The organism is Rhizobium sp. KNZ2-6A (genome assembly GCF_056755475.1).
This window is the reverse complement of the sequence record NZ_JBNDIC010000023.1, coordinates 1-20670: the sequence shown is the minus strand read 5'-3', so window position 1 is coordinate 20670 and position 20670 is coordinate 1. Positions and strand designations below refer to the sequence as shown.

Genomic DNA, 20670 nt, shown 5'->3' with positions numbered 1-20670 from the left:
GCAATTCCAGGAAAAGTGCGCAGCGGTTTTCCGTCCGGAATTGCGTAAAAACAAAGAGCTAGAGCGTTTTCGCGATTCGAAGAAAAGCGGAAGCGCTCTAGCTATCCCTTCGGAAAGCCTTCGGTTTCCACCGTATAACCTGCTGCCGTCATGACGCGCATCAATTCGGCATGGCCGATCTCGGCCATCTTCTGCGGCGGTGCTTTGCGCGGGTCCTGCTCGGCCTCGACCACGAACCAGCCCTCATAACCGTAATCGGCGAAGCGCTTGACGATGGCGCCGAAATCGAGCGAGCCGTCGCCTGGCACCGTGAACGCGCCGAGCGCAACAGCATCAAGGAAGGACTGCCGGCTGCGATCCAGCCCATCGACGACGGACTTGCGGATATCCTTGACGTGAACGTGGTTGATGCGGGCGTGGTGGTTGTCGATGGCGCGCAGCACGTCGCCGCCGGCAAAGGCCAGATGGCCGGCATCGAGCAGCAGCGGAATGCCTTCGCCGGAATTGCGCATGAACGCGTCGAGTTCCGGCTCGGTCTCGACAACGGCTGCCATGTGATGGTGGTAGGAGAGCGGCATGCCCTGGTCAGCGCACCATTCGCCGAACTCGGTGACGCGGCGGGCATAGGCCTTCATCTCGTCATCCGAAAGACGCGGCTTGGTGGCGAGCGGCTTGGAGCGGTCGCCCTGGATCGAGCGGCCGACTTCGCCATAGACGATGCAGGGTGCGTTGACGGCCTTGAACAGCTCGATCATCGGCGCGATGCGGTCCTTGTTGGCGGCAAGCTCCTCATTGACGAGCGTGCCGGAAAACCAGCCGCCGCAGAGCGTCACGTCGGCGGCGCGCAGGATCGGCAGCATCTCATCCGGGTTGCTGGGGAAGCGTCGGCCCTGTTCCATGCCGGTGAAGCCCGCACCACGCGATTGCCGCAGGCATTCCTCAAGGGATACGTCGTCGCTGAGCTCAGGAAGATCGTCGTTCCACCAGGCGATGGGCGACATGCCGAGTTTAGCCTTCATCAATGGTCTCCTTGAAAACACTGTTGGAGGAGCTCAAACGCTCCTCCGGAAATAGGACGGAAATCGATCAGCCGATGCGCTGGGAGGCGCGGGCCTGTTCATAGGCGGCGCGGGCTTTGTTGACCTCGGCGCGCGGGCTGACCTCCGGAACGGCGACATCCCACCAGTGGCCGCCTTCGTCCGTCGTAATCAGCGGATCGGTGTCGATGACGATAACCGAGCTGCGGTCGTTCTTCCTGGACGCTTCGATCGCCTGCTCCAGCTCGCCGATGGAGGAGACCTTCACGGCAATCGCGCCCATGCTGGCCGCATGCGCCCGGAAGTCGATCTCCGGCATCACTTCATAGCGCGAGTCCTTCAGCAGATTGTTGAAGTTCGCGCCGCCGGTCGCCATCTGCAGCCGGTTGATGCAGCCATAGCCGCGGTTATCGAGGAGAACGACGGTGATCTTCAGCCCGAGCATGACCGAAGTCGCGAGTTCCGAATTCAGCATCATGTAGGAGCCGTCGCCGACCATGACGACGACATCCTTCTCCGGCCGCGCCATCTTGACGCCAAGCCCGCCGGCAATCTCATAGCCCATGCAGGAGAAGCCGTATTCCATGTGATAACTGCCGGGCGCCGTCGCCGGCCAGAGCTTGTGCAGCTCGCCAGGCAGACCGCCGGCGGCGCAGACGAGGATACTATCCTTGCCACCGAGCGTGCGCGTGACGGCGCCGATGACCTGGGCGTCGGACGGCAGGGCGGCATTGGTCGTCGCCATCGCCTTGGCGGCGGCTTCCATCCAGATCTTCTTTTTCTGCGTTGCCTTTTCAGCAAGCGACGCCGGAGCGCGCCAGCCGGTCAGGCCGGCGGAAAGCGCCTTCAGTCCTTCGCGCGCATCCGTCACCAGTGCGTGACTATTGTGCTTGAGCGCATCGTAGGCTGCGATATTGAGGCCGATCATAGCCAGCTTCTCGTTCTTGAACAGCGCCCAGGAGCCGGTCGTGAAGTCCTGGCAGCGCGTGCCGACGGCAATCACGAGATCTGTATCCTCGGCAATGGCATTGGCAGCCGACGTGCCCGTCACGCCGACGGAGCCGAGCGCCAAGGGGTGCGTCTCGTCGATGGCCGACTTGCCGGCCTGCGTGACGACAACGGGAATGCCATGGGCTTCCGCGAAAGCGGCGAGCTCCTTGGTCGCCTGCGAATAGAGCACGCCGCCGCCGGCAAGAATGACCGGCTTTTCGGAGCGGCGGATCAATGCAATGGCATTGGCAAGTTCGTCGGCATCCGGCTGCGGGCGGCGCTGCGCCCACACATGCTCTTCGAAGAAGCTTTCCGGATAATCGAAGGCTTCAGCCTGCACGTCCTGGCAGAGCGAAAGCGTCACCGGGCCGCAATCGAGCGGATCGGTCAGGACCTGCATGGCGCGCTTCAGCGCCGTCATGATCTGCTCGGGGCGCGTGATGCGGTCGAAATAGCGCGAGACGGGACGGAAGGCATCGTTGGCGGACACGGTGCCGTCGCCGAAATTCTCGATCTGCTGCAGCACCGGATCGGGCGCGCGGTTGGCGAAGACGTCGCCGGGCAGGAACAGGACCGGAATGCGGTTGACGTGCGCAACGCCGGCGGCGGTCACCATGTTCAGCGCGCCGGGGCCGATGGAGGTCGTGCAGGCCATGAAACGCTGACGGAAGCTCGCCTTGGCATAGGCGATAGCGGCATGCGCCATGCCTTGCTCATTGTGAGCGCGGAAGGTCGGCAGCTCCTCGCGCACCTGATAGAGCGCCTCGCCGATGCCGGCGACATTGCCGTGACCGAAGATCGCCCAGACGCCGCCGAAGATCGGCTGCTTCTGCCCGTCGATGATGGTCATCTGCTTCTTGAGGAAATGCGCGACGGCCTGTGCCATCGTCAATCGGATCGTCTTGCCCATCGGGCGCCTCCCAAATGCTTCTAAACTATTGCAGGCCGCGGGTTTTCAACCATGCCTGGGTCAGTTGCTGGAAACGGCCGGCCATGTCGGCAATCGCTTCCTCGTCGTTGATGCCGCCCGAGAGCCACGCGCGAGCCGCATCGGAGAAGATGGTCCGCCCGACGGCGAAACCCTTGACCGAGGGCGCGGCGAGCGTTGCCTCGAAGCTTCGGATCAGTTCCTCCGCCGGCGCCTCCAGGCCAAGCAGTACGATACCACGGCACCATGGATCATTTTTGGCGATCACGGCATCGATTTTTTTCCAGGCAGCGGTCGATTCCTGCGGTTCCAGCTTCCACCAGTCCGGCTTGATGCCGAGCGCGTAGAGCTCTTCCATCGCCGTCGGGATCGTATCGTCGGTTAGCGGACCATTCTTGCCGGCGATGATTTCGATCAGCAGCTCGCGGCCGACCTTGCGCGCGGCTTCGAACAGCGTGCGCAGCTTCTCCTGCTGCTCCGCTTTCAATTCCTTCGGATCGTCGGGGTGATAGAAGCACAGGCATTTGATGCAGTGATTGAGCGGCCATTCGACGAGCTGCGAGCCGATATCCTGGCTGAACTCGAATTTCAGCGGCTTCGAGCCCGGCAGCTCGACGGGGCGCCCGATCCAGGAAAAATCCTTGGTGGCGGCATCGAAGAAGGCGTCGCGCCCGAAGCGTTCGTCGATCAGCATGCCATAGCCGGGCCGGCCGTCGGCTACCCGCGCCGCCGCCTCGACGGCAAGCCGCTTGAAGGCGACGATCTTGTCATGACCGATACCCAGCTCATCGCAGACGCTGACGAGCTGCGAGCGGTGATCGATCGCAAGCGCCATCAGCAGCGGGATATCGCCCCGCCGGTTCGTCGCCCAATGAATGTGATTGATCGCTTCGTCCTTGCGCAGCGCCCGGTGCTTGCTGCCCGTCTTCAGGAAGAAATCGAGCTCCGTCCAGGTCGGATATTCCGGCGAGCAGAGCAGGCGGGAAACGGCAAAGGCGCCGCAGGCATTCGCCCAGGTGGCGCAGGTCGCGAGTGGCTCGTCGCGCAGATAGCCGCGCAGGAAACCGGACATGAAGGCATCGCCCGCGCCGAGAACATTGAACACCTCGATCGGGAAACCCTGACCGACGATGCCAGCTTCGAGATCGTCGGCGATTGGGCCGTCATAGACGATGCAACCCATGGCGCCACGCTTGAGCACGATGGTCGCCGGAGAAAGGTGGCGGATTTCCTTGAGCGCGCCGAGCACGTTGTCGACGCCCGAGCCGATCATGATCTCCTCTTCCGTGCCGATGATGAGATCGCAATCCGGCAGCGTCTCCCTCATCTTCGAGGAAACGCGATCCGATTTCACATAGCGCTCGAAGCCCTCGGCATGGCCGGCAAGGCCCCAGAGGTTCGGCCGGTAGTCGATATCGAAAATCACCTTGCGGCCGGCGGCTTTGGCGATGCGGATCGCCTTGCGCTGCGCCGCCTCGGTGTTCGGCTTGGAAAAATGCGTGCCGGAAACAAGGACCGCCTTGGAGGATTTGATGAAGTTTTCGTCGATGTCGTCTTCGTCGAGCGCCATGTCGGCGCAGTCGGAGCGATAGAAGATCATCGGCGAGACGCCTTCCGCCTCGACCGCCAGCAGCACCAGCGCCGTCAACCGCTCCCTGTCCGTCGCAATGCCGTCTACGGCGACACCCTCGCGCGCTGCCTGTTCGCGGATGAAGCGGCCCATCTGCTCGTCGCCGACGCGGGTGATGAGGCCGGATTTGAGGCCGAGCCGGGCGGTGCCTATGGCAATATTGGCCGGGCAGCCGCCGACCGATTTGGCGAAGGAGGCGATGTCCTCAAGGCGCGAGCCGATCTGCTGGCCGTAAAGGTCGACAGAGGAACGGCCGATGGTGATCACATCGAGTTTTGCTTCCGGCTGAGCGCCAGGATTGTCGTGTGCCATGATGTCCTCCCGTCGAGGCATGAATCTTTCGCTTTTTAGCCAGCGCCGAGATCATGCGTTATTGAAAGTGCCGGTGTTGGTTTCGTCCCGGTTGCGATGGATCGGGCGGCCATCTCTCGTGGCCGTGATCCTGGCCGTAGTGAAACATTGGTTCCGAGATTTTGTCAATTCGGAATATTTATTCCATTTTCATTTTATCTGCATTTATTGTGCCTTTTCGCCGGCGTTCGGCAATGGCAACCGGAAATGCCATGATCAGCGCCATCGATGCCGATAGCGAGCGGAATCCGGCAAAATCGGCCTCGGCCACTTCGAACCAATGGGTCGCACAGGCGGCGAGCGGGGAAAAGGCCGAATCGGTGATGGCGATGACGGGCACATTGCGCGAGGCGAGATCCTGTGCCTGCGCCAGACTGTCGGCGGCGTATGGCGAAAAGCTCGCGGCGATCGCTGCGTCCTTTTCCGTGGCGAAGCGGGCAATCTCGCCGTCGATACCGTTGGGCGAGGCAACGATCTGGTGGCGTATGTTCAGCTTGGAAAAGGCGTAGGTCATATGTGCCGTCAGCGGATAGGAGCGGCGCTTGGCGATGAGATAGATCGTCTCGGCCGCGGCAAGGACGTCCACCGCCTTGGCGAAACGGTCCGTCTCGATGGTTGCGGCGAGCTTGTTGATGGATTGGCTTGCTGCGGACAGAAAGCCGGAGAGAATGCCGGCCTCCTCGTCCTGAATGCCGGAGCGTTCCAGCGTCACCAGCCGTTCTTCATAGCTCAGCGTGCGATCGCGCAGCCTCTCGCGGAAGATGCTCTGCAGGTCGGAGAAGCCCTCATAACCGAGATGATGGGCAAGACGCACCAGCGTGGACGGTTGAACCTCCGCTGCCGCCGCAATGCTGGCCGTCGTGCCGAAGGCGATTTCGTCGGGATTGCCAAGCGCGAAGGCGGCGACCTGCGCGAGACGCTTCGGCATGGCATTCTTGCGCTCTATGATGATGCTGCGCAGGCTTTCGAAGTCGCGCGGAACCCTCTGCGTCTCGATATTATTGTCCATGCGCCGTCCTTAAGCTTCCCCAACACGCTCAATGAAACAAATATTCCATATTCGCAACGATACTGGATTTTGATTTGCTCGGCACGAAATATTTTAAGCATCTGCTTTAAAATAGATAAATATGAATTTCACACCCTTGGGAGAGTTTCTGGCCGACGAGTGCGCTTGTCAAAACGGTCCAAATATTCCAAAAATCCCTCAACTTCGGGAGCAGTTTGAGGAGGAAGACCAAATGAAGCCGTTGGGCGTTGGATTGATCGGCACCGGTTATATGGGCAAATGCCATGCGCTGGCATGGAATGCGGTCAAGACCGTATTCGGCGATGTTGCGCGGCCGCGCCTGGTGCATCTGGCCGAAGCCAATGCCGAGCTGGCAAAGGCGCGTGGCGACGAATTCGGCTTCGAAAAGGCAACGGCCGACTGGCGCGACCTCATCGCCGACCCGGACGTCGACGTCGTCTCCGTCACGACCCCCAACCAGTTCCATCCGGAAATGGCGATCGCAGCGCTTGAAGCCGGCAAGCACGTCTGGTGCGAAAAGCCGATGGCGCCGGCCTATGGCGATGCCCAGCGCATGCTGGCTGCCGCTAAGGCCTCCGGCAAGGTCGCCATTCTCGGCTACAATTATATCCAGAACCCGGTGATGCGGCACATCAAGGCGCTGATCACCGAAGGCGCGATCGGCGCGGTCAGCCATGTCCGCGTCGAGATGGACGAGGACTTCATGGCCGATCCGAACGGCCTCTTCTACTGGAAGAGCGAGCTTGCCTCCGGCTATGGCGCTCTCGATGATTTCGCCGTGCACCCGCTCTCACTGCTCTGGTTCCTGTTCGGCCATGTCGAAGCCGTCATCACCGATATGGTGAAGCCCTATGCCGAACGGCCGTTGAAGGATGGCGGCCGCCGCGCCGTCGAAAACCACGATCTTGCCAATGTGCTGATGCGGCTCGGCGGCGGCATTTCCGCCGTGCTAATGGCCAATCGTTCGGCCTGGGGCCGCAAGGGGCGGATCGCCCTGCAGATCTTCGGCTCCAAGGGTTCGATCACTTATGATCAGGAGCGCATGAACGAATTCGAACTCTACCAGGCCGAGGGCAGGGACAGCGAGCAGGGCTTCCGCAAGGTGATGGCCGCCCCCGCCCACAAGCCCTATGACCGTTTCATCCCGGCACCTGGCCATGGACTCGGCTTCAACGATCTGAAGATCATCGAATGCCGCGAGCTGATCCGTGCCATATCAGGCGAGGCTGCGTCGGTCGTGGCTTTCAAGGATGGCCTGCGCATCGAGAAATCGGTGCATGCTATGGCGAAATCCTTCCACGAACGGCGCTGGGTGGAAATCGAGGGCTGAGCGTTCGGCCTAATTTTCTCCCGATCCGGGGCGCAGGGTCAGCCATGATTGACGCTTGCGGATGCAAGCGTTACCCCTGAAGTCCATAGGCGTCCTCCGCGTTGCGCGGAGGATCGCTATAATAACAATGGAGTGCGGATCGTGACGGGCAGATTGGTCATAGTCGGGGCCGGGCAGGCGGGTTTCGCGCTCGCGGCCAAATTGCGTGGGCTGGGTGATTCGAGGCCGATCACCATTGTTGGCGCGGAAGAAAACCTTCCCTACCAACGGCCGCCGCTGACCAAGAAGTACTTGCTCGGCGAGATGACTTTCGATCGCCTGCTGTTCCGGCCCGAACATTGGTATTCCGACAACAATGTCGAGATCCGGGTATCGACCTGGGTCGAGCAGATCGATCGCGCCGCAAAGCAGATCGTCATGCAGGACGGCTCGAGACTGGATTACGACACGCTGGCGCTTGCGACGGGTGCGACGCCACGTCGCCTGCCGCCATCCGTCGGCGGTGCGCTGGAGGGCGTCTATCTCGCTCGTGACAAGCGCGATGCCGATCTCCTTGCCGGCGAAATGCGCCCGGGACGCCGGGTGTTGATCATAGGCGGCGGCTATATCGGGCTTGAGGCAGCCGCCGTCGCGCGCCATCGCGGCCTGGAAGTAACCCTCATCGAGATGGGCGACCGTATATTGCAGCGTGTGGCGGCCAAGGAAACGGCCGATATTTTCAGGGCCATCCATCAAAAGCACGATGTGGTCATTCGTGAGAAGACCGGACTGAAGCAGCTCATCGGGCGCAACGATCATGTCGCCGCCGCCGAATTGTCCGATGGGTCTACCATCGATGTCGATTTCGTCGTCGTCGGCATTGGCGTTGCGCCCAATGACAGGCTCGCCAAGGAAGCCGGCCTCGAGGTTGGCAACGGCATCGTCGTCGATTCGTTTGCCCGCACCTCCGATCCCCATATCTTCGCCATGGGCGATTGCGTCGAGCTGCCGTGGGAAGGCGGGCGAATCCGCCTCGAATCAGTGCAGAACGCTGTCGACCAGGCGGAGGCTGCGGCCGAAATCATCGGCGGCGGCGAGAAGGCTTATGATCCGAAACCATGGTTCTGGTCGGATCAATATGACGTCAAGCTGCAGATTGCCGGTTTCAATATGGGCTATGACGAGACGCTTCTGCGTCCCGGCGCTCGCGAGGGCGCGGCCTCGATTTGGTATTTCAAGCAGGGCCGCTTTATCGCCGTCGACGCGATAAACGACGCAAAGGCTTATGTGACGGGCAAAAAGCTCCTGGAAAGCGGCACCAATCCGTCCAAGGCGATCCTTGCCGACCCGGCCGCCGATTTGAAGCAGCTATTGGCCTGATAAGAGTTTTCAAGTCGAACGGACCGCGTTCCGGCCGACAACCGGCTGTTGCCGAATCTCGGAAAAGAACGCAGCTGAAGGCGAAAAAGCGCTTGCGTCGATAAATGAATGGCCCTATCAGGGCCGCACCGGAGAGGTGGCCGAGTGGTCGAAGGCGCTCCCCTGCTAAGGGAGTATACCAGAAATGGTATCGTGGGTTCGAATCCCATCTTCTCCGCCATTTTCCCAAAATATCAAAAATTGATCGCTGTCAGCGCCGCAAACGGAATTATTGCCGGCTTAGAGTACCGTGATGTCTACGGCTCCCGTTTATGCGGAGCCGCTTCGCTCGTCGGGTACAGTGCTTTCCTCGATTCGGCAGCCAATATGCTGCCTTGGGCCGCTGAACCCTCGGAAGTATTGTAGGTGCCTTACCGCCCGGCTGCGAATCGAGTGACAAGAATCATTTGAGCGCCTGCTTCGATTTGGGACGGCTGCAAGCAAGACTTGTTCGTCCCCACCACCGGAAGTCGTCGCCTGAAATGACGCAGATGGGTTGCCTGCTGTCGTGGAGATCCCGAAATCGCCGCGGATTGGCCATTTTGCCGCCCGTTTGCATATCCCGGGCCTCTTTAATCATATGCCGCCTAAGTACCGGTAGATTAAGGGATTTCTTAACGAAGTCTAAATCTTTGTGGCAGCAGTGTCGCCGACTTGTGTCCTTTCGGCAACAGGACTTGCGGAAGGTTCACGCAAATCCCCCTTTCGGAGAAGATGTCGATTGCGTGACAGAGCACGTCTTGTATTTTCACTCTCGGAAGCGAGGGCGATTGATCGTCCACTTCTTGAAACACGAGGATGGGACAGGGAATACCTTCGGGTAGCTCTCATTCTCGAGATAAAACTTTGACTGGAGGTCAATATGAACATCAAGAGCCTTCTTCTCGGCTCCGCTGCTGCACTCGTAGCAGTTTCCGGTGCTCATGCGGCTGACGCTATCGTCGCTGCTGAGCCGGAGCCGCTCGAATACGTTCGCATCTGCGACGCATACGGTGCTGGTTACTTCTTCATTCCGGGCACGGAAACCTGCCTCAAGATCGGCGGCAAGGTTCGTACCGAAGGCAAGTGGTACGACGCCTACAACCCGGACGCACGCGACGGTACGATTTGGCACACCCGCGCTGAGTTGAACGTCAACACCGCGACCGACACCGAATACGGTCCGCTGAAGACTGAAACCATCATCCGTTGGGACTGGAACGACGGCAACGCCACCTCCACAAACCTGCTCTGGGCTTACATCAGCCTCGGCGGCTTCACGGTTGGTAAGACGGACTCGCAGTTCAACCAGTTCACCGGTTATGCCGGCGACGTCATCAACGACGACGTTGTCTATGACGGCCCGTACGAACTCAACCAGATCACCTACAACTACGACGCCGGCAACGGCTTCACGGCTGTGATCTCGCTCGAAGACTCCAACTCGGGTTCGGGCGCAACCGGTTCTAACGGCGAAGACAGCTCCGACCACTACGCTCCTGACGTTGTCGCAGGTGTTGGCTACAAGGCCGGCGCATGGGGCTTCAAGCTCGTTGGTGGTTATGACTCGATCGTCGAAGAGGGCGCTGTCAAGGCTCGTGTCGACGCTGACTTCGGTGTATTCTCGGCCTTCTTGATGGGCGGCTGGAACACCGATGGCGACAAGCTCAACAAGTATGCCGGCGCTGGCGGCGGTGGCTCTGCCTCCGGCATCGGCTGGGGCGACTGGGCTGTTTGGGGCGGCGTTGGCGTTCCGATCAACGAAAAGCTGAAGTGGAACCTGCAGCTCGCCTACACCGACTCCAAGATCTTCGCCGCTACGACGAACGTCAAGTGGAACCCGGTTAAGAACCTGCTCATCGAGCCGGAAGTCTCCTACACCAACTGGGACTCCATCAATCAGGACCAGTGGGCTGGTATCCTCCGCTTCGAGCGTAACTTCTAATCTGATCTGACCTCGGTCTATCCGATTTTCACTACGGTGAAGGAAAAGCCCGGCCATCGGCCGGGCTTTTCTGTGCTTGCAAGTATTAGCAAACCAAAATGCTATATTCTTTACGGGCATGCAGCCGGCGTTAAATACAACGCTCTGAATTCGGTGGTTTTTTAGCTAACCCGAAAGTAGAATTCGACTTTCGTTGCGTCGGCAGTATGACAATTTTGCGACGTGATTTTTGTGCAACGCACACTTTGAAACGCCCGTCACAATTGCTGATAGTCTATCTCTGATATTGCTCTGAAAAAAACCATCTGTAGGTTCCAAATCGGAAGCAAGACTTACTGTCTTGGTTCTCCCAGATCAGGGGTCAACTTTTAAAACTAGGTGGGGTATGGCGCGTCGATTTTTTCGGCGTGATTTCTCATACCTAATTGATATTGAAACTGGAGTTACTATGAACATCAAGAGCCTTCTTCTCGGCTCCGCTGCTGCGCTGGCAGCAGTTTCCGGTGCTCACGCGGCTGACGCCATCGTCGCTGCTGAGCCGGAGCCGCTCGAATACGTCCGCATCTGCGACGCTTACGGTGCTGGCTACTTCTTCATTCCGGGCACGGAAACCTGCCTCAAGATCGGCGGTCGCGTCCGTACGGAAGGTGGCTGGTACAACGCCTACAAGGCTGGCCAGGACGCAGGTGCCCGCGGTACCTATTGGCATACCCGCGCTGAACTCTCTCTCGACACCGCGACCGACACCGAATACGGTCCGCTGAAGACGAATATTGTTGCTCGTTGGGACTGGAACGACGGCAATGCGACCACGACGAAGCTCCTCTGGGCTAACATCAGCCTCGGTGGTTTCCTCGTCGGTAAGGCTGATTCGCAGTATTCGACCTTCCTCGGCTATGCCGGCGACGTCATCAACGACGACGTGATCGAATACGGTATCAATGGTACCGATGAGCTGAACCAGATCACCTACAAGTATGATGCCGGCAACGGCTTCACGGCTGTCATCTCGCTGGAAGATTCCAACTCCGGCACGGGCGCAACCGGTGCTAACGGCGAAGATAGCTCCGACCACTACGCTCCGGACGTTGTCGCAGGTGTTGGCTACAAGGCTGGCGCTTGGCAGTTCCGCGTCGTCGGTGGCTATGACTCCATCGTTGAAGAAGGCGCCGTCAAGGCTCGCGTCGATGCCGACTTTGGCGTCCTCACCGCTTTCGTTATGGGCGGCTGGAACACCGATGGTGACAAGCTCAACAAGTATGCCGGTGCTGGCGGTGCTGGACTCGGCTGGGGTGACTGGGCTGTCTGGGGCGGCGTTGGCGTTCCGATCAACGAGAAGCTGAAGTGGAACCTGCAGCTTTCCTATGATGACGCGAAGACTTTCGCTGCCACGACGAACGTCAAGTTCAACCCCGTCAAGGACCTGCTGATCGAGCCGGAAGTGACCTACGTCAACTACGACGCCGTCAACAAGGATACCTGGGCTGGTATCCTCCGCTTCCAGCGCACCTTCTAATTCGGTTCGCCGAATCGAATTTAATAGATCTTCCGGTCAGACCTCCGATCGGAAGAGGGAAGGCCCGGTCTCCCACCGGGCCTTCTTGTTTCTAGTAGGGACCGAACGCGATTTGAGGCTCCGTTCTCAAAGCCCTGAGATGAAGTTTCGGATCGCCTCTGGAATATCGCCGAAATGCAGGATTGGGGCATGTCCTTGTCCATCGGCGATCTTAACGACGATGCCCGGGTGGCGTTTTGCCATCTCATCGGTGGTGGATTGCGTCAGCAGTTTCGAATTCTCGCCGCGAATCACCATCAGCGGAATGCCCTGAAATCCCTGGAATTGCGTCCACAGGTCGGGAATCGGCGCTTCCAGATTGAGTGCCTGCATCTGGGCCGCGATGGCCGGGTCGGAATCGGCCGCCGGTTTACCGTCGACAACGGTGTAGATCGCCCGCGCCATGTCCCGCCAATCCTCTTCGTCAAGCGCGGTAAAGGCGCTGCCATGGTTCTCCCGCAGGATCTCGATTGCCTCGCTCCAATTGGCAGGCTTCTTGTCGCGGTTGAGATAGTCGCGAATATCCGCCAGCCCGATCTTCTCCAGGACGGGACCGATATCGTTGAGAATGACCGCTTTCAGAATGTCCGGACGGCCGGCCGCAAGCATATGCAGGACCAGACCACCGCGCGACGTGCCGATGAATATGGCTTGCTGAATATCGAGGGCGGCGCAAACCGTCAGGACGTCCTGCGCTTCGACGACGAGATTGTATTGGGATTTGTCGGGATCCCGTTCGGATAGGCCGCGTCCGCGAGCGTCGAGTGTGATCACCCGGTGCGGAGCGGAGGAATCCTGCGATAGAAGCAGCGCCAATTGGTGAAAATCGCGCGAATTGCGTGTCAGCCCCGGCAGGCAGAAGACGGGCGTCCGGCTTCGCGTCGCCGCTTCGTTGCCGGCATAATCCCGCACATGAAGCTTCAGGCCATCCCCGGCCGGTATCGTTCTGGCAAGGAAACCGCTTTCGTCATCGCTGCGCATCCATCGTTCCTCGTGCTTCGGATATCGCGACGGATGTAACGGCATTTCCGCAACGCACACAACTGCGCTTCCGAGTTAACCGCGGCCGTTGACCAGATCCTGTACGATGTCGGCCTTTTGTCCGAGCCGCGCCTTGTAGACCTGGTAGTTTTCCATCACCCGCTGGACATAGTTCCGGGTCTCGGGGAAGGGGATGCGCTCGATCCAGTCGACCACATCGTCGAGCGACTTGCCGCGCGGGTCGCCATAGCGGCTGATCCATTCCGGCACCTTGTTCGGCCCGGCATTGTAGGCGATGAAGGTGAGGATGTAGGATCCGCCGAAGGTGTCGATCTGTTCGCCGAGATAATGGGCGCCGAGCGTGGCGTTGTAGCCGGCATCCTGTGTCAGCTTGTCGGCGGAGTAGGCCATCCCGTGCCGGCCGGCAACGGCTTTCGCCGTCTTCGGCAGCAGCTGCAGCAGGCCGCGCGCATTGGCGGAGGAAACCGCAGCCGGATTGAAGGCGCTTTCCTGACGGGCAATGGCGTAGGCGAGCGCCTTGCCGGAGCCGGAGATATTGGCGTTGTCCGGAATGACGCCGATCGGGAAGGCGAGGGCTGCCACATCGACGCCACGCCCATAAGCAATCTTGCCGATCTGCAACGAAAGCTGGTGGTTGCCGGAACGCTCGGCTCGAGCGGCCAGCAGGGCGATTTCGCCGGGGTTCTCCAGCTGCTTTGCCAACGCACGATAGAGCGCTTCTCCGCGCCAGCCATGTCCTGCCGCCTCGAGCCGTGAGATCGCCTGCACCGCTTCGCGCTCCTGGAAGCGTTGGCGGTCGGCAGCCGAGGGCGAGGGATAGCTGACATTCAGCGTGCGGCGGCCGAGCTTTTCGGCGGCGAGCTGTCCATAGAACGTGCTCGGATAGGAGGCGGCCTTCGTATAGAAATCGGCTGATTTGCCCGGGCCGCCCGCTTCGGCCGCACGGCCGAGCCAGTACCAGCCGCGCGATTGCGAGATCGGCCCATTGGAGACCTGCAGGATCTTGCGGAAATGAGTGGCAGCGTTCGCACCGTCCTGCAGGCCGCGCAGAGCGTACCAGCCGGCATGGAATTCGGCCTCGCCGACATCTTGTGGGCTCTCGGCGACACTGGCATCGACAACGCGATAGGCCGCCTTGAATTCACCCTGGTCCACCAGGCCGCGGCTGACGATGCGCTGCTCGTTCCACCATTGGCCGGGGCTGACAAGCACGCTGCGGTCGCGCGGCATTTGCGCAAGCAGATTGGCGGCATCGTCATATTTGTTCTGGCGGCGCAGGTTTTCGATGCGCATGAAGAGATAGGTTGGGTCCTTGCGCCATTGCGCGTCGACGGCTGCGATCAGCGCGTCCGCCTTCGGCGAGCGATCATTGACGGCGGTCCAGGCTTTGTAGAGCGATTGCGCCTTGCCGAGATCGCCGAAACGTTTGGCCTGCGCAGTCCGGTCGCGGTAGAGCAGATAGTCCATGCGCGCCTTGTGATCGGCAGGCGACAGCAGGCTCGGGAATTCCGCGAGGATCTTGTCCTCGAGTGGCTTGTCGAGCGGCTCGTCGCGCCAGATCTTGCGGATCAGCTTGCCGGCTTGAGCGGATGAGCCGCGCGCCATGAGCGCGCGTGAGAGGATGATGGCGCCTTCCACTGTTTCCGGCTGCGTATTGCCGAAGGCGGCGAGAACTTGATCCGTTGCCGGGTTTTCATTGTAGAGCGCGCGTTCGGAATTGGCGCGCAGGCTGCCGAGACCGGGCCATCCCACGAGCTCGCGGGCGGCGGTGGCAATCTCGCCCGAGGGAATACCCGGCTGGCCCGAAGTGGCAATCGCCCAGGTCAGGATATGGCGATCAAGCGTGCCTTCATCCATGCTGTTGCGAATGGCGAGCGCCTGCATTGGGTTCTTGTTGGAAAGTGCGTCCAGGCCGGCCTTCAGGTCTCCGCTGACAGGCGCGATGGCGCTGCTGCGCGGGATCGCGGCCGTGCTGATGGGATCTGTCGCCATGGCGAGATCGGCGCTGGCGCGTGTCGATGTCTGCTGGCCGGGAAGCTGCGAGGCAACAGCGCCCCAGGCCGCCGCCAAGCCCACAGCGGTCCAGATCATGACTGGTCTCTTCATCCGGCTACTCACAAAACAAACGGTCCCATTCCATTTGCCAAACGCTATATTAACGAAACCTTACCGGTGGTCCGAATTTCAATCAATTATGATATCGGAAGCTGCCCTCTACCATCCAAAGCGTGCTTGTCGCCGTCAAGCCGGCGCTTTATGGTGCGCGGATTCATAACCATGGATTGCGGCCGAAGCATGAATGCCGCGCCGCTAGGAGACTTGCATGTTCCAGGGATCCATTCCCGCACTCGTTACGCCCTTTACTGACGCCGGCAAGGTGGATGAGGCATCCTTCGCCTCGCATGTCGACTGGCAGATAAAAGAGGGTAGCAAGGGTTTGGTGCCTGTTGGCACCACCGGGGAATCGCCGACCTTGTCGCATGATGAGCATAAGCGCGTCGTCGAGCTCTGCATCGAAGTCGCCAACAAGCGTGTTCCGGTCATGGCGGGAGCGGGTTCGAACAATACCCGCGAAGCGATCGAGCTTGCGCAGCACGCCGAAAAGGTCGGCGCCAATGCGGTTCTGGTCGTCACGCCCTATTACAACAAGCCGACGCAGAAGGGGCTTTACGCGCATTTCGCCGCCATTGCCGAGGCGGTGAAGCTGCCGATCTATATCTATAACATCCCGGGCCGTTCGGTCGTCGACATGACGCCGGAGACGATGGGTGCGCTTGCGAAGACCTATGCCAATATCGTCGGCGTGAAAGATGCGACGGGCAAGATCGAGCGCGTCTCCGAACAGCGCATCAGCTGTGGTCGCGATTTCCGCCAGCTTTCCGGCGAAGATGCCACGGCGCTCGGCTTCAATGCGCATGGCGGCGTCGGCTGCATTTCCGTGACCGCCAATGTCGCGCCGCGCCTGTGCGCCGAATTCCAGGAAGCCACCCTTGCCGGTGACTACGCCAAGGCTCTGGACTATCAGGATCGCCTGATGCCGCTGCACAAGGCGATTTTCCTGGAGCCCGGTCTCTGCGGTGCCAAATACGGCCTTTCCCGCCTTGGCCGCATGAGCCGCAACGTACGCTCGCCGCTGTTGCCGACGCTTGAGCCGGGCACGGAAGCGGCGATCGATGCCGCCATGCGCCATGCCGGCCTCCTGAATTGAGACGGCTTGCGAACGTCCTGCCGAAACTCTGCCGGACCGCTCTCTTCACAAGGAGGGCGGTCTCGCTTATTTAGGGGGTCAGGAACTTGGCGCGCCGAAGGCTGCTGCCGGAATGATGCAAGAAAAGAAGAAGAATCATGGCCCCCAAAGGCAGCCAACGTGTAGTGAACAAGGTCGTCGCGGAAAACCGCAAGGCACGCTTCAACTACGAGATCATCGATACCTACGAGGCAGGGCTCGTGCTGATGGGCACGGAGGTCAAATCGCTGCGCGAAGGAAAGGCCAACATTGCCGAATCCTATGCTTCGGATGAAGGTAACGAGATCTGGCTGATCAATTCCTATCTGCCGGAGTATCTGCAGGCGAACCGCTTCAATCACGAGCCGCGCCGCCGCCGCAAGCTCCTGCTTTCGAACCGCGAAATCGGCCGGCTGCGCTCCGCCATCAATCGCGAGGGCATGACGCTGGTGCCGTTGAAGATCTATTTCAACGACCGAGGCCGCGCCAAGCTGGAACTGGCTCTCGCCAAGGGCAAGAAGCTGCATGACAAGCGCGAGTCCGAGAAGGAGCGCGATTGGAACAGGCAGAAGAGCCGCCTGCTCAAGGACAACGGGTGAGAGTGAAGGTGAGGAGCGGTCGGGCAAAGCCCGAGCAATCGATCCAGTGAATCGATTGCAGCGACGAACGCCCTGAGCCCTAGCGAAGGGCCGGCTGCCGCAGCATACACGAAACGCTTCCGGCGCGCGCAACTACCCTTCGATAAACATCGAACCTATCTGACGCAGTCCCAACTACTCTTCGGCATCCGTCGCGGCGGGCGCCGGTTCGACGGGACGTTGCGGACGCTCCGAAGCCTCGCGGCCGATCTCCGCTTTCAGCGATACGAGATCGATGAAATGGTCGGCCTGGCGGCGCAGGTCGTCGGCGATCATCGGCGGCTGGGTTGCCATGGTCGAGATGACCGACACCTTGCGGCCACGGCGCTGCAGGGCTTCCACGAGGTTCGTGAAGTCACCATCTCCGGAGAAGATCACCAGATGATCGACGGTTTCGGATTGCTCCATGGCGTCGATCGCCAGCTCGATGTCCATGTTGCCCTTGATTTTGCGGCGTCCCATGGAGTCCGTGAATTCCTTGGCCGGCTTGGTGACGACCTTGTAGCCGTTATAATCGAGCCAATCGATCAGCGGGCGGATCGAGGAGTATTCCTGATCCTCGATAAGAGCGGTGTAATAATAGGCGCGCAGGAGATATCCGCGTTTCTGAAAAGCTTTCAGGAGCTTGCGATAGTCAATATCGAAACCGAGGCTCTTGGATGCGGCGTAGAGATTGGCGCCATCTATAAAGAGTGCAATTTTTTCGCGTGGGTCAAACATCACTTAGATATCCACTGTTATAAAAACGTAATGATCTCGTTCAAAGTTCAGCTAAAACAATCCGTTGCAAGGCGTTGCAGAATAATTCGTAGTACTTTATGAATTATTCATATAACCGAGATGTAGGGCACGAAATGTGATATTCCAAGCAATCGCAGGTAGAAATCAGCCTTTGTCTAGGGTAATTTTAGCACTTTCCCAGGGGGTGCAAAGGCGCTCAAACAGGAAAAACTTGAATTTGCCATCGTTTGCTTGTATCGGCGTGCTACTCCGAGACATGATGACGACATCACGACCGCAAAGGACAGGCAATGGCCCGTGTCACAGTAGAAGATTGCATTGATAAAGTAGAGAACCGGTTCGAGCTCGTGCTGCTCGCCAGCCATCGCGCTCGCCTGATTTCGCAGGGCTCCTCGATCACGATCGACCGCGACAACGACAAGAATCCGGTTGTTGCATTGCGCGAAATCGCCGATGAGACGCTGTCGCCGGACGATCTTAAGGAAGACCTGATCCATTCGCTGCAGAAGCATGTGGAAGTGGACGAGCCCGAGCCCGATCCGGCAAGCCTGCTCGCAGCCGGCGCATCTGCCTCCAGCGACGAGGAAGAAGATCTGCCGGAGACCGTTACTTTCGACCAGATGTCGGAAGAAGAACTGCTGGCCGGTATCGAAGGCCTGGTTCCTCCGGAAAAAAGCGACGATTACTGATCGTCGACCTTGATGCTCCGGGCAGGAGCGATATGATGCGGAAATGCGTGCGCCGGTCACATGACTGGCGCGCTTTTGTTTTGGCTGGAGTAGCTTTGGAATGATGCGGCAATACGAGCTTGTCGAGCGCGTGCAGAAATACAAGCCCGATGCTAACGAAGCTCTTCTCAACAAGGCCTATGTTTATGCGATGCAGAAGCATGGCCAGCAGAAACGTGCCAGCGGCGATCCCTATATTTCCCATCCTCTCGAAGTTGCCGCCATCCTGACCGATATGCGTTTGGATGAATCGACCATTGCGGTCGCCCTTCTCCACGACACGATCGAGGACACGACGGCGACCCGGGCCGAGATCGATGAACTGTTCGGCGAAGATATCGGCCGCCTGGTCGAGGGGCTGACGAAGATCAAGAAGCTCGATCTCGTCACCAAGAAGGCGAAGCAGGCGGAAAACCTGCGCAAGCTGCTGCTCGCCATTTCAGACGACGTGCGCGTGCTTTTGGTCAAGCTTGCCGACCGCCTGCACAACATGCGCACGCTCGATCACATGTCGCCGGAAAAGCGCGCCCGTATTTCCGAGGAGACGATGGAAATCTATGCGCCGCTCGCCGGCCGCATGGGCATGCAGGACATGCGCGAGGAGCTGGAAGAGCTCTCCTTCCGCCACATTAACCCGGAGGCGAACGAGACCGTCACCAAGCGCCTTGAGGAGCTTTCGCGGCGCAATGAAGGCCTGGTCAAGAAGATCGAGACCGAACTGCGCGATCTGCTTGTTGCCAACGGCCTTGCCAATGCCATGGTCAAGGGCCGGCTGAAGAAGCCTTATTCGGTCTTCCGCAAGATGCAGTCGAAGTCGCTCTCCTTCGAGCAGCTTTCCGATATCTACGGCTTCCGTCTTCTCGTCGACGATATTCCGTCCTGCTACCGGGCGCTCGGCATTGTGCACACCCGCTGGCGCGTCGTTCCCGGGCGGTTCAAGGACTATATCTCGACGCCGAAGCAGAACGATTACCGCTCGCTGCATACGACGATCGTCGGCCCCTCCAGCCAGCGCATCGAGCTGCAGATCCGCACGAAGCGCATGCATGAGATCGCCGAATTCGGCATCGCTGCCCATACACTCTACAAGGACGGTACGAATAGCAATGGCAATGGTGCGGATGGTGAGCTGCTGTCACGCGAAAGCAATGCTTATTCCTGGCTGCGCCATACCATCGAAGCACTGGCGGAAGGTGACAGCCCTGAAGAATTCCTCGAGCATACGAAGCTCGAGCTGTTCCAGGATCAGGTCTTCTGCTTTACGCCTAAGGGCAAGCTGATCGCCCTGCCGCGGGGCGCGACACCGATCGATTTCGCCTATGCGGTTCACACGAACATCGGCGACACGACCGTCGGCGCCAAGATCAACGGCCGCATCATGCCGCTGGTGACGCGGCTGAACAACGGTGATGAAGTCGAGATCATCCGATCCGGCGTGCAGGTGCCGCCGGCCGCCTGGGAAGAGATCGTCGTCACGGGCAAGGCGCGCGCCGCTATTCGCCGCGCGACGCGGCTTGCCATCCGCAAGCAATATGCCGGCCTTGGCCACCGTATTCTGGAGCGCACCTTCGAGCGCGCCGGCAAGGTCTTCTCGCGCGATGCACTGAAGCCGGCGCTGCATCGCCTCGGCCAGAAGGACGTAGAGGACGCCATCGCTGCCGTCGGGCGAGGGGAGATGTCGTCGCTCGACGTGCTTCGCGCCGTCTATCCCGATCATCAGGATGAGCGCGTGACCGTGAAGCCCGCCGGCGACGAAGGCTGGTTCAACGTCCGCAGCGCGGCCGGCATGATCTTCAAGATCCCCGGCAAGACCAAGACCGATCTGGCTGACGGCACCGAGGCCGACGCACCGCCGATTCGCGGCCTGGCAGCCAATGTCGAGGTGCATTTCGCCCCGACCGGCGCGGTTCCCGGTGATCGCATCGTCGGCATCATGGAAAAGGGCAAGGGTATCACCATATATCCGATCCAGTCGCCGGTCCTGCAGCGGTTCGATGATGAGCCGGAGCGCTGGATCGATGTGCGCTGGGATCTCGACGAGGCCAACAAATCCCGCTTTGCGGCGCGTATCATGATCAACGCGCTGAACGAGCCGGGCACCTTGGCCAAGGTGGCGCAGACCGTCGCCGATGTCGATGTCAATATTCGCTTGCTCAACACCG

At 59.9% G+C, this 20670-nt stretch carries 15 protein-coding genes and 1 tRNA gene; 9 read left to right on the top strand and 7 right to left on the bottom strand.

The window, feature by feature from the left end; genetic code table 11:
* Window positions 1-101 precede the first annotated feature (101 nt).
* The 4 genes from iolE to ACPYOP_RS17025 form a co-directional block, all read right to left on the bottom strand.
* Window positions 102-1019 carry a myo-inosose-2 dehydratase gene (iolE, locus tag ACPYOP_RS17040; RefSeq protein WP_481411544.1) on the bottom strand — a complete coding sequence of 306 codons (918 nt, stop codon included), beginning with the start codon at window positions 1017-1019 and terminating at the stop codon, window positions 102-104.
* 67 nt (window positions 1020-1086) lie between these two features.
* Window positions 1087-2937: a 3D-(3,5/4)-trihydroxycyclohexane-1,2-dione acylhydrolase (decyclizing) gene (gene iolD, locus ACPYOP_RS17035; protein WP_481411543.1), complete on the bottom strand. Its 1851-nt coding sequence runs from the start codon at window positions 2935-2937 to the stop codon at window positions 1087-1089.
* A 25-nt stretch (window positions 2938-2962) separates the two neighbouring features.
* Window positions 2963-4897, bottom strand: a complete 1935-nt coding sequence (locus ACPYOP_RS17030) for a bifunctional 5-dehydro-2-deoxygluconokinase/5-dehydro-2-deoxyphosphogluconate aldolase (RefSeq protein ID WP_481411542.1) — start codon at window positions 4895-4897, stop codon at window positions 2963-2965.
* A gap of 178 nt (window positions 4898-5075) precedes the next feature.
* The gene (locus ACPYOP_RS17025; RefSeq protein ID WP_481411541.1) at window positions 5076-5945 is read right to left on the bottom strand and encodes a MurR/RpiR family transcriptional regulator; all 870 of its coding nucleotides are present in this window, start codon (window positions 5943-5945) and stop codon (window positions 5076-5078) included.
* Window positions 5946-6177: 232 nt separating this feature from the next.
* Between ACPYOP_RS17025 and ACPYOP_RS17020 the strand changes: the two genes are divergently transcribed.
* The 5 genes from ACPYOP_RS17020 (at window position 6178) to ACPYOP_RS17000 (ending at window position 12134) form a co-directional block, all read left to right on the top strand.
* Entirely contained in the window at window positions 6178-7296 is a 1119-nt protein-coding gene (locus ACPYOP_RS17020; protein ID WP_481411540.1) for a Gfo/Idh/MocA family protein, read from the top strand.
* Window positions 7297-7437: 141 nt separating this feature from the next.
* Window positions 7438-8655 (top strand): NAD(P)/FAD-dependent oxidoreductase, encoded by a 1218-nt coding sequence (locus tag ACPYOP_RS17015; RefSeq protein WP_481411539.1) that lies wholly within the window; start codon window positions 7438-7440, stop codon window positions 8653-8655.
* 130 nt (window positions 8656-8785) lie between these two features.
* Window positions 8786-8875, top strand: a tRNA-Ser gene (locus ACPYOP_RS17010).
* A 681-nt stretch (window positions 8876-9556) separates the two neighbouring features.
* A complete protein-coding gene (locus ACPYOP_RS17005; RefSeq protein WP_481411538.1) occupies window positions 9557-10618 on the top strand; it encodes a porin in 1062 nt (353 codons plus the stop codon).
* Between the two features lie 448 nt (window positions 10619-11066).
* On the top strand, window positions 11067-12134 hold the full coding sequence (locus ACPYOP_RS17000) for a porin (RefSeq protein ID WP_481411537.1): 1068 nt from the start codon (window positions 11067-11069) through the stop codon (window positions 12132-12134).
* 126 nt (window positions 12135-12260) lie between these two features.
* Here the strand turns inward: ACPYOP_RS17000 and ACPYOP_RS16995 are convergent, their stop codons facing one another.
* Window positions 12261-13154: an alpha/beta fold hydrolase gene (locus ACPYOP_RS16995; RefSeq protein WP_481411536.1), complete on the bottom strand. Its 894-nt coding sequence runs from the start codon at window positions 13152-13154 to the stop codon at window positions 12261-12263.
* A gap of 75 nt (window positions 13155-13229) precedes the next feature.
* Entirely contained in the window at window positions 13230-15281 is a 2052-nt protein-coding gene (locus ACPYOP_RS16990) for a lytic transglycosylase domain-containing protein (protein WP_481411535.1), read from the bottom strand.
* A 217-nt stretch (window positions 15282-15498) separates the two neighbouring features.
* Here ACPYOP_RS16990 and dapA point away from each other — a divergent pair, with 217 nt between their 5' ends.
* Window positions 15499-16383 carry a 4-hydroxy-tetrahydrodipicolinate synthase gene (dapA, locus tag ACPYOP_RS16985; RefSeq protein ID WP_481411534.1) on the top strand — a complete coding sequence of 295 codons (885 nt, stop codon included), beginning with the start codon at window positions 15499-15501 and terminating at the stop codon, window positions 16381-16383.
* Window positions 16384-16520: 137 nt separating this feature from the next.
* Window positions 16521-17000: an SsrA-binding protein SmpB gene (smpB, locus tag ACPYOP_RS16980; RefSeq protein WP_481411533.1), complete on the top strand. Its 480-nt coding sequence runs from the start codon at window positions 16521-16523 to the stop codon at window positions 16998-17000.
* Between the two features lie 174 nt (window positions 17001-17174).
* Here smpB and ACPYOP_RS16975 read toward each other — a convergent pair whose 3' ends face one another.
* Window positions 17175-17759: a LabA-like NYN domain-containing protein gene (locus ACPYOP_RS16975; RefSeq protein ID WP_120663417.1), complete on the bottom strand. Its 585-nt coding sequence runs from the start codon at window positions 17757-17759 to the stop codon at window positions 17175-17177.
* 311 nt (window positions 17760-18070) lie between these two features.
* Here ACPYOP_RS16975 and rpoZ point away from each other — a divergent pair, with 311 nt between their 5' ends.
* Together rpoZ and ACPYOP_RS16965 are read left to right on the top strand one after the other, a co-directional pair.
* Window positions 18071-18469 carry a DNA-directed RNA polymerase subunit omega gene (rpoZ, locus tag ACPYOP_RS16970; protein ID WP_069616142.1) on the top strand — a complete coding sequence of 133 codons (399 nt, stop codon included), beginning with the start codon at window positions 18071-18073 and terminating at the stop codon, window positions 18467-18469.
* 100 nt (window positions 18470-18569) lie between these two features.
* The coding region (locus tag ACPYOP_RS16965) for a RelA/SpoT family protein (RefSeq protein ID WP_481411532.1) at window positions 18570-20670 on the top strand (2101 nt) is incomplete at its 3' end.

Bases quoted from the DNA above. Each gene is read 5' to 3' on its own strand.
- iolD (WP_481411543.1), bottom strand. From the start codon at position 2,937: ATGGGCAAGACGATCCGATTGACGATGGCACAGGCCGTCGCGCATTTC.
- ACPYOP_RS17000 (WP_481411537.1), top strand. From the start codon at position 11,067: ATGAACATCAAGAGCCTTCTTCTCGGCTCCGCTGCTGCGCTGGCAGCA.
- smpB (WP_481411533.1), top strand. From the start codon at position 16,521: ATGGCCCCCAAAGGCAGCCAACGTGTAGTGAACAAGGTCGTCGCGGAA.
- ACPYOP_RS17025 (WP_481411541.1), bottom strand. From the start codon at position 5,945: ATGGACAATAATATCGAGACGCAGAGGGTTCCGCGCGACTTCGAAAGC.
- dapA (WP_481411534.1), top strand. From the start codon at position 15,499: ATGTTCCAGGGATCCATTCCCGCACTCGTTACGCCCTTTACTGACGCC.
- ACPYOP_RS17020 (WP_481411540.1), top strand. From the start codon at position 6,178: ATGAAGCCGTTGGGCGTTGGATTGATCGGCACCGGTTATATGGGCAAA.
- ACPYOP_RS17030 (WP_481411542.1), bottom strand. From the start codon at position 4,897: ATGGCACACGACAATCCTGGCGCTCAGCCGGAAGCAAAACTCGATGTG.
- rpoZ (WP_069616142.1), top strand. From the start codon at position 18,071: ATGGCCCGTGTCACAGTAGAAGATTGCATTGATAAAGTAGAGAACCGG.
- ACPYOP_RS17005 (WP_481411538.1), top strand. From the start codon at position 9,557: ATGAACATCAAGAGCCTTCTTCTCGGCTCCGCTGCTGCACTCGTAGCA.
- ACPYOP_RS16975 (WP_120663417.1), bottom strand. From the start codon at position 17,759: ATGTTTGACCCACGCGAAAAAATTGCACTCTTTATAGATGGCGCCAAT.
- ACPYOP_RS16995 (WP_481411536.1), bottom strand. From the start codon at position 13,154: ATGCGCAGCGATGACGAAAGCGGTTTCCTTGCCAGAACGATACCGGCC.
- ACPYOP_RS16990 (WP_481411535.1), bottom strand. From the start codon at position 15,281: ATGAAGAGACCAGTCATGATCTGGACCGCTGTGGGCTTGGCGGCGGCC.
- iolE (WP_481411544.1), bottom strand. From the start codon at position 1,019: ATGAAGGCTAAACTCGGCATGTCGCCCATCGCCTGGTGGAACGACGAT.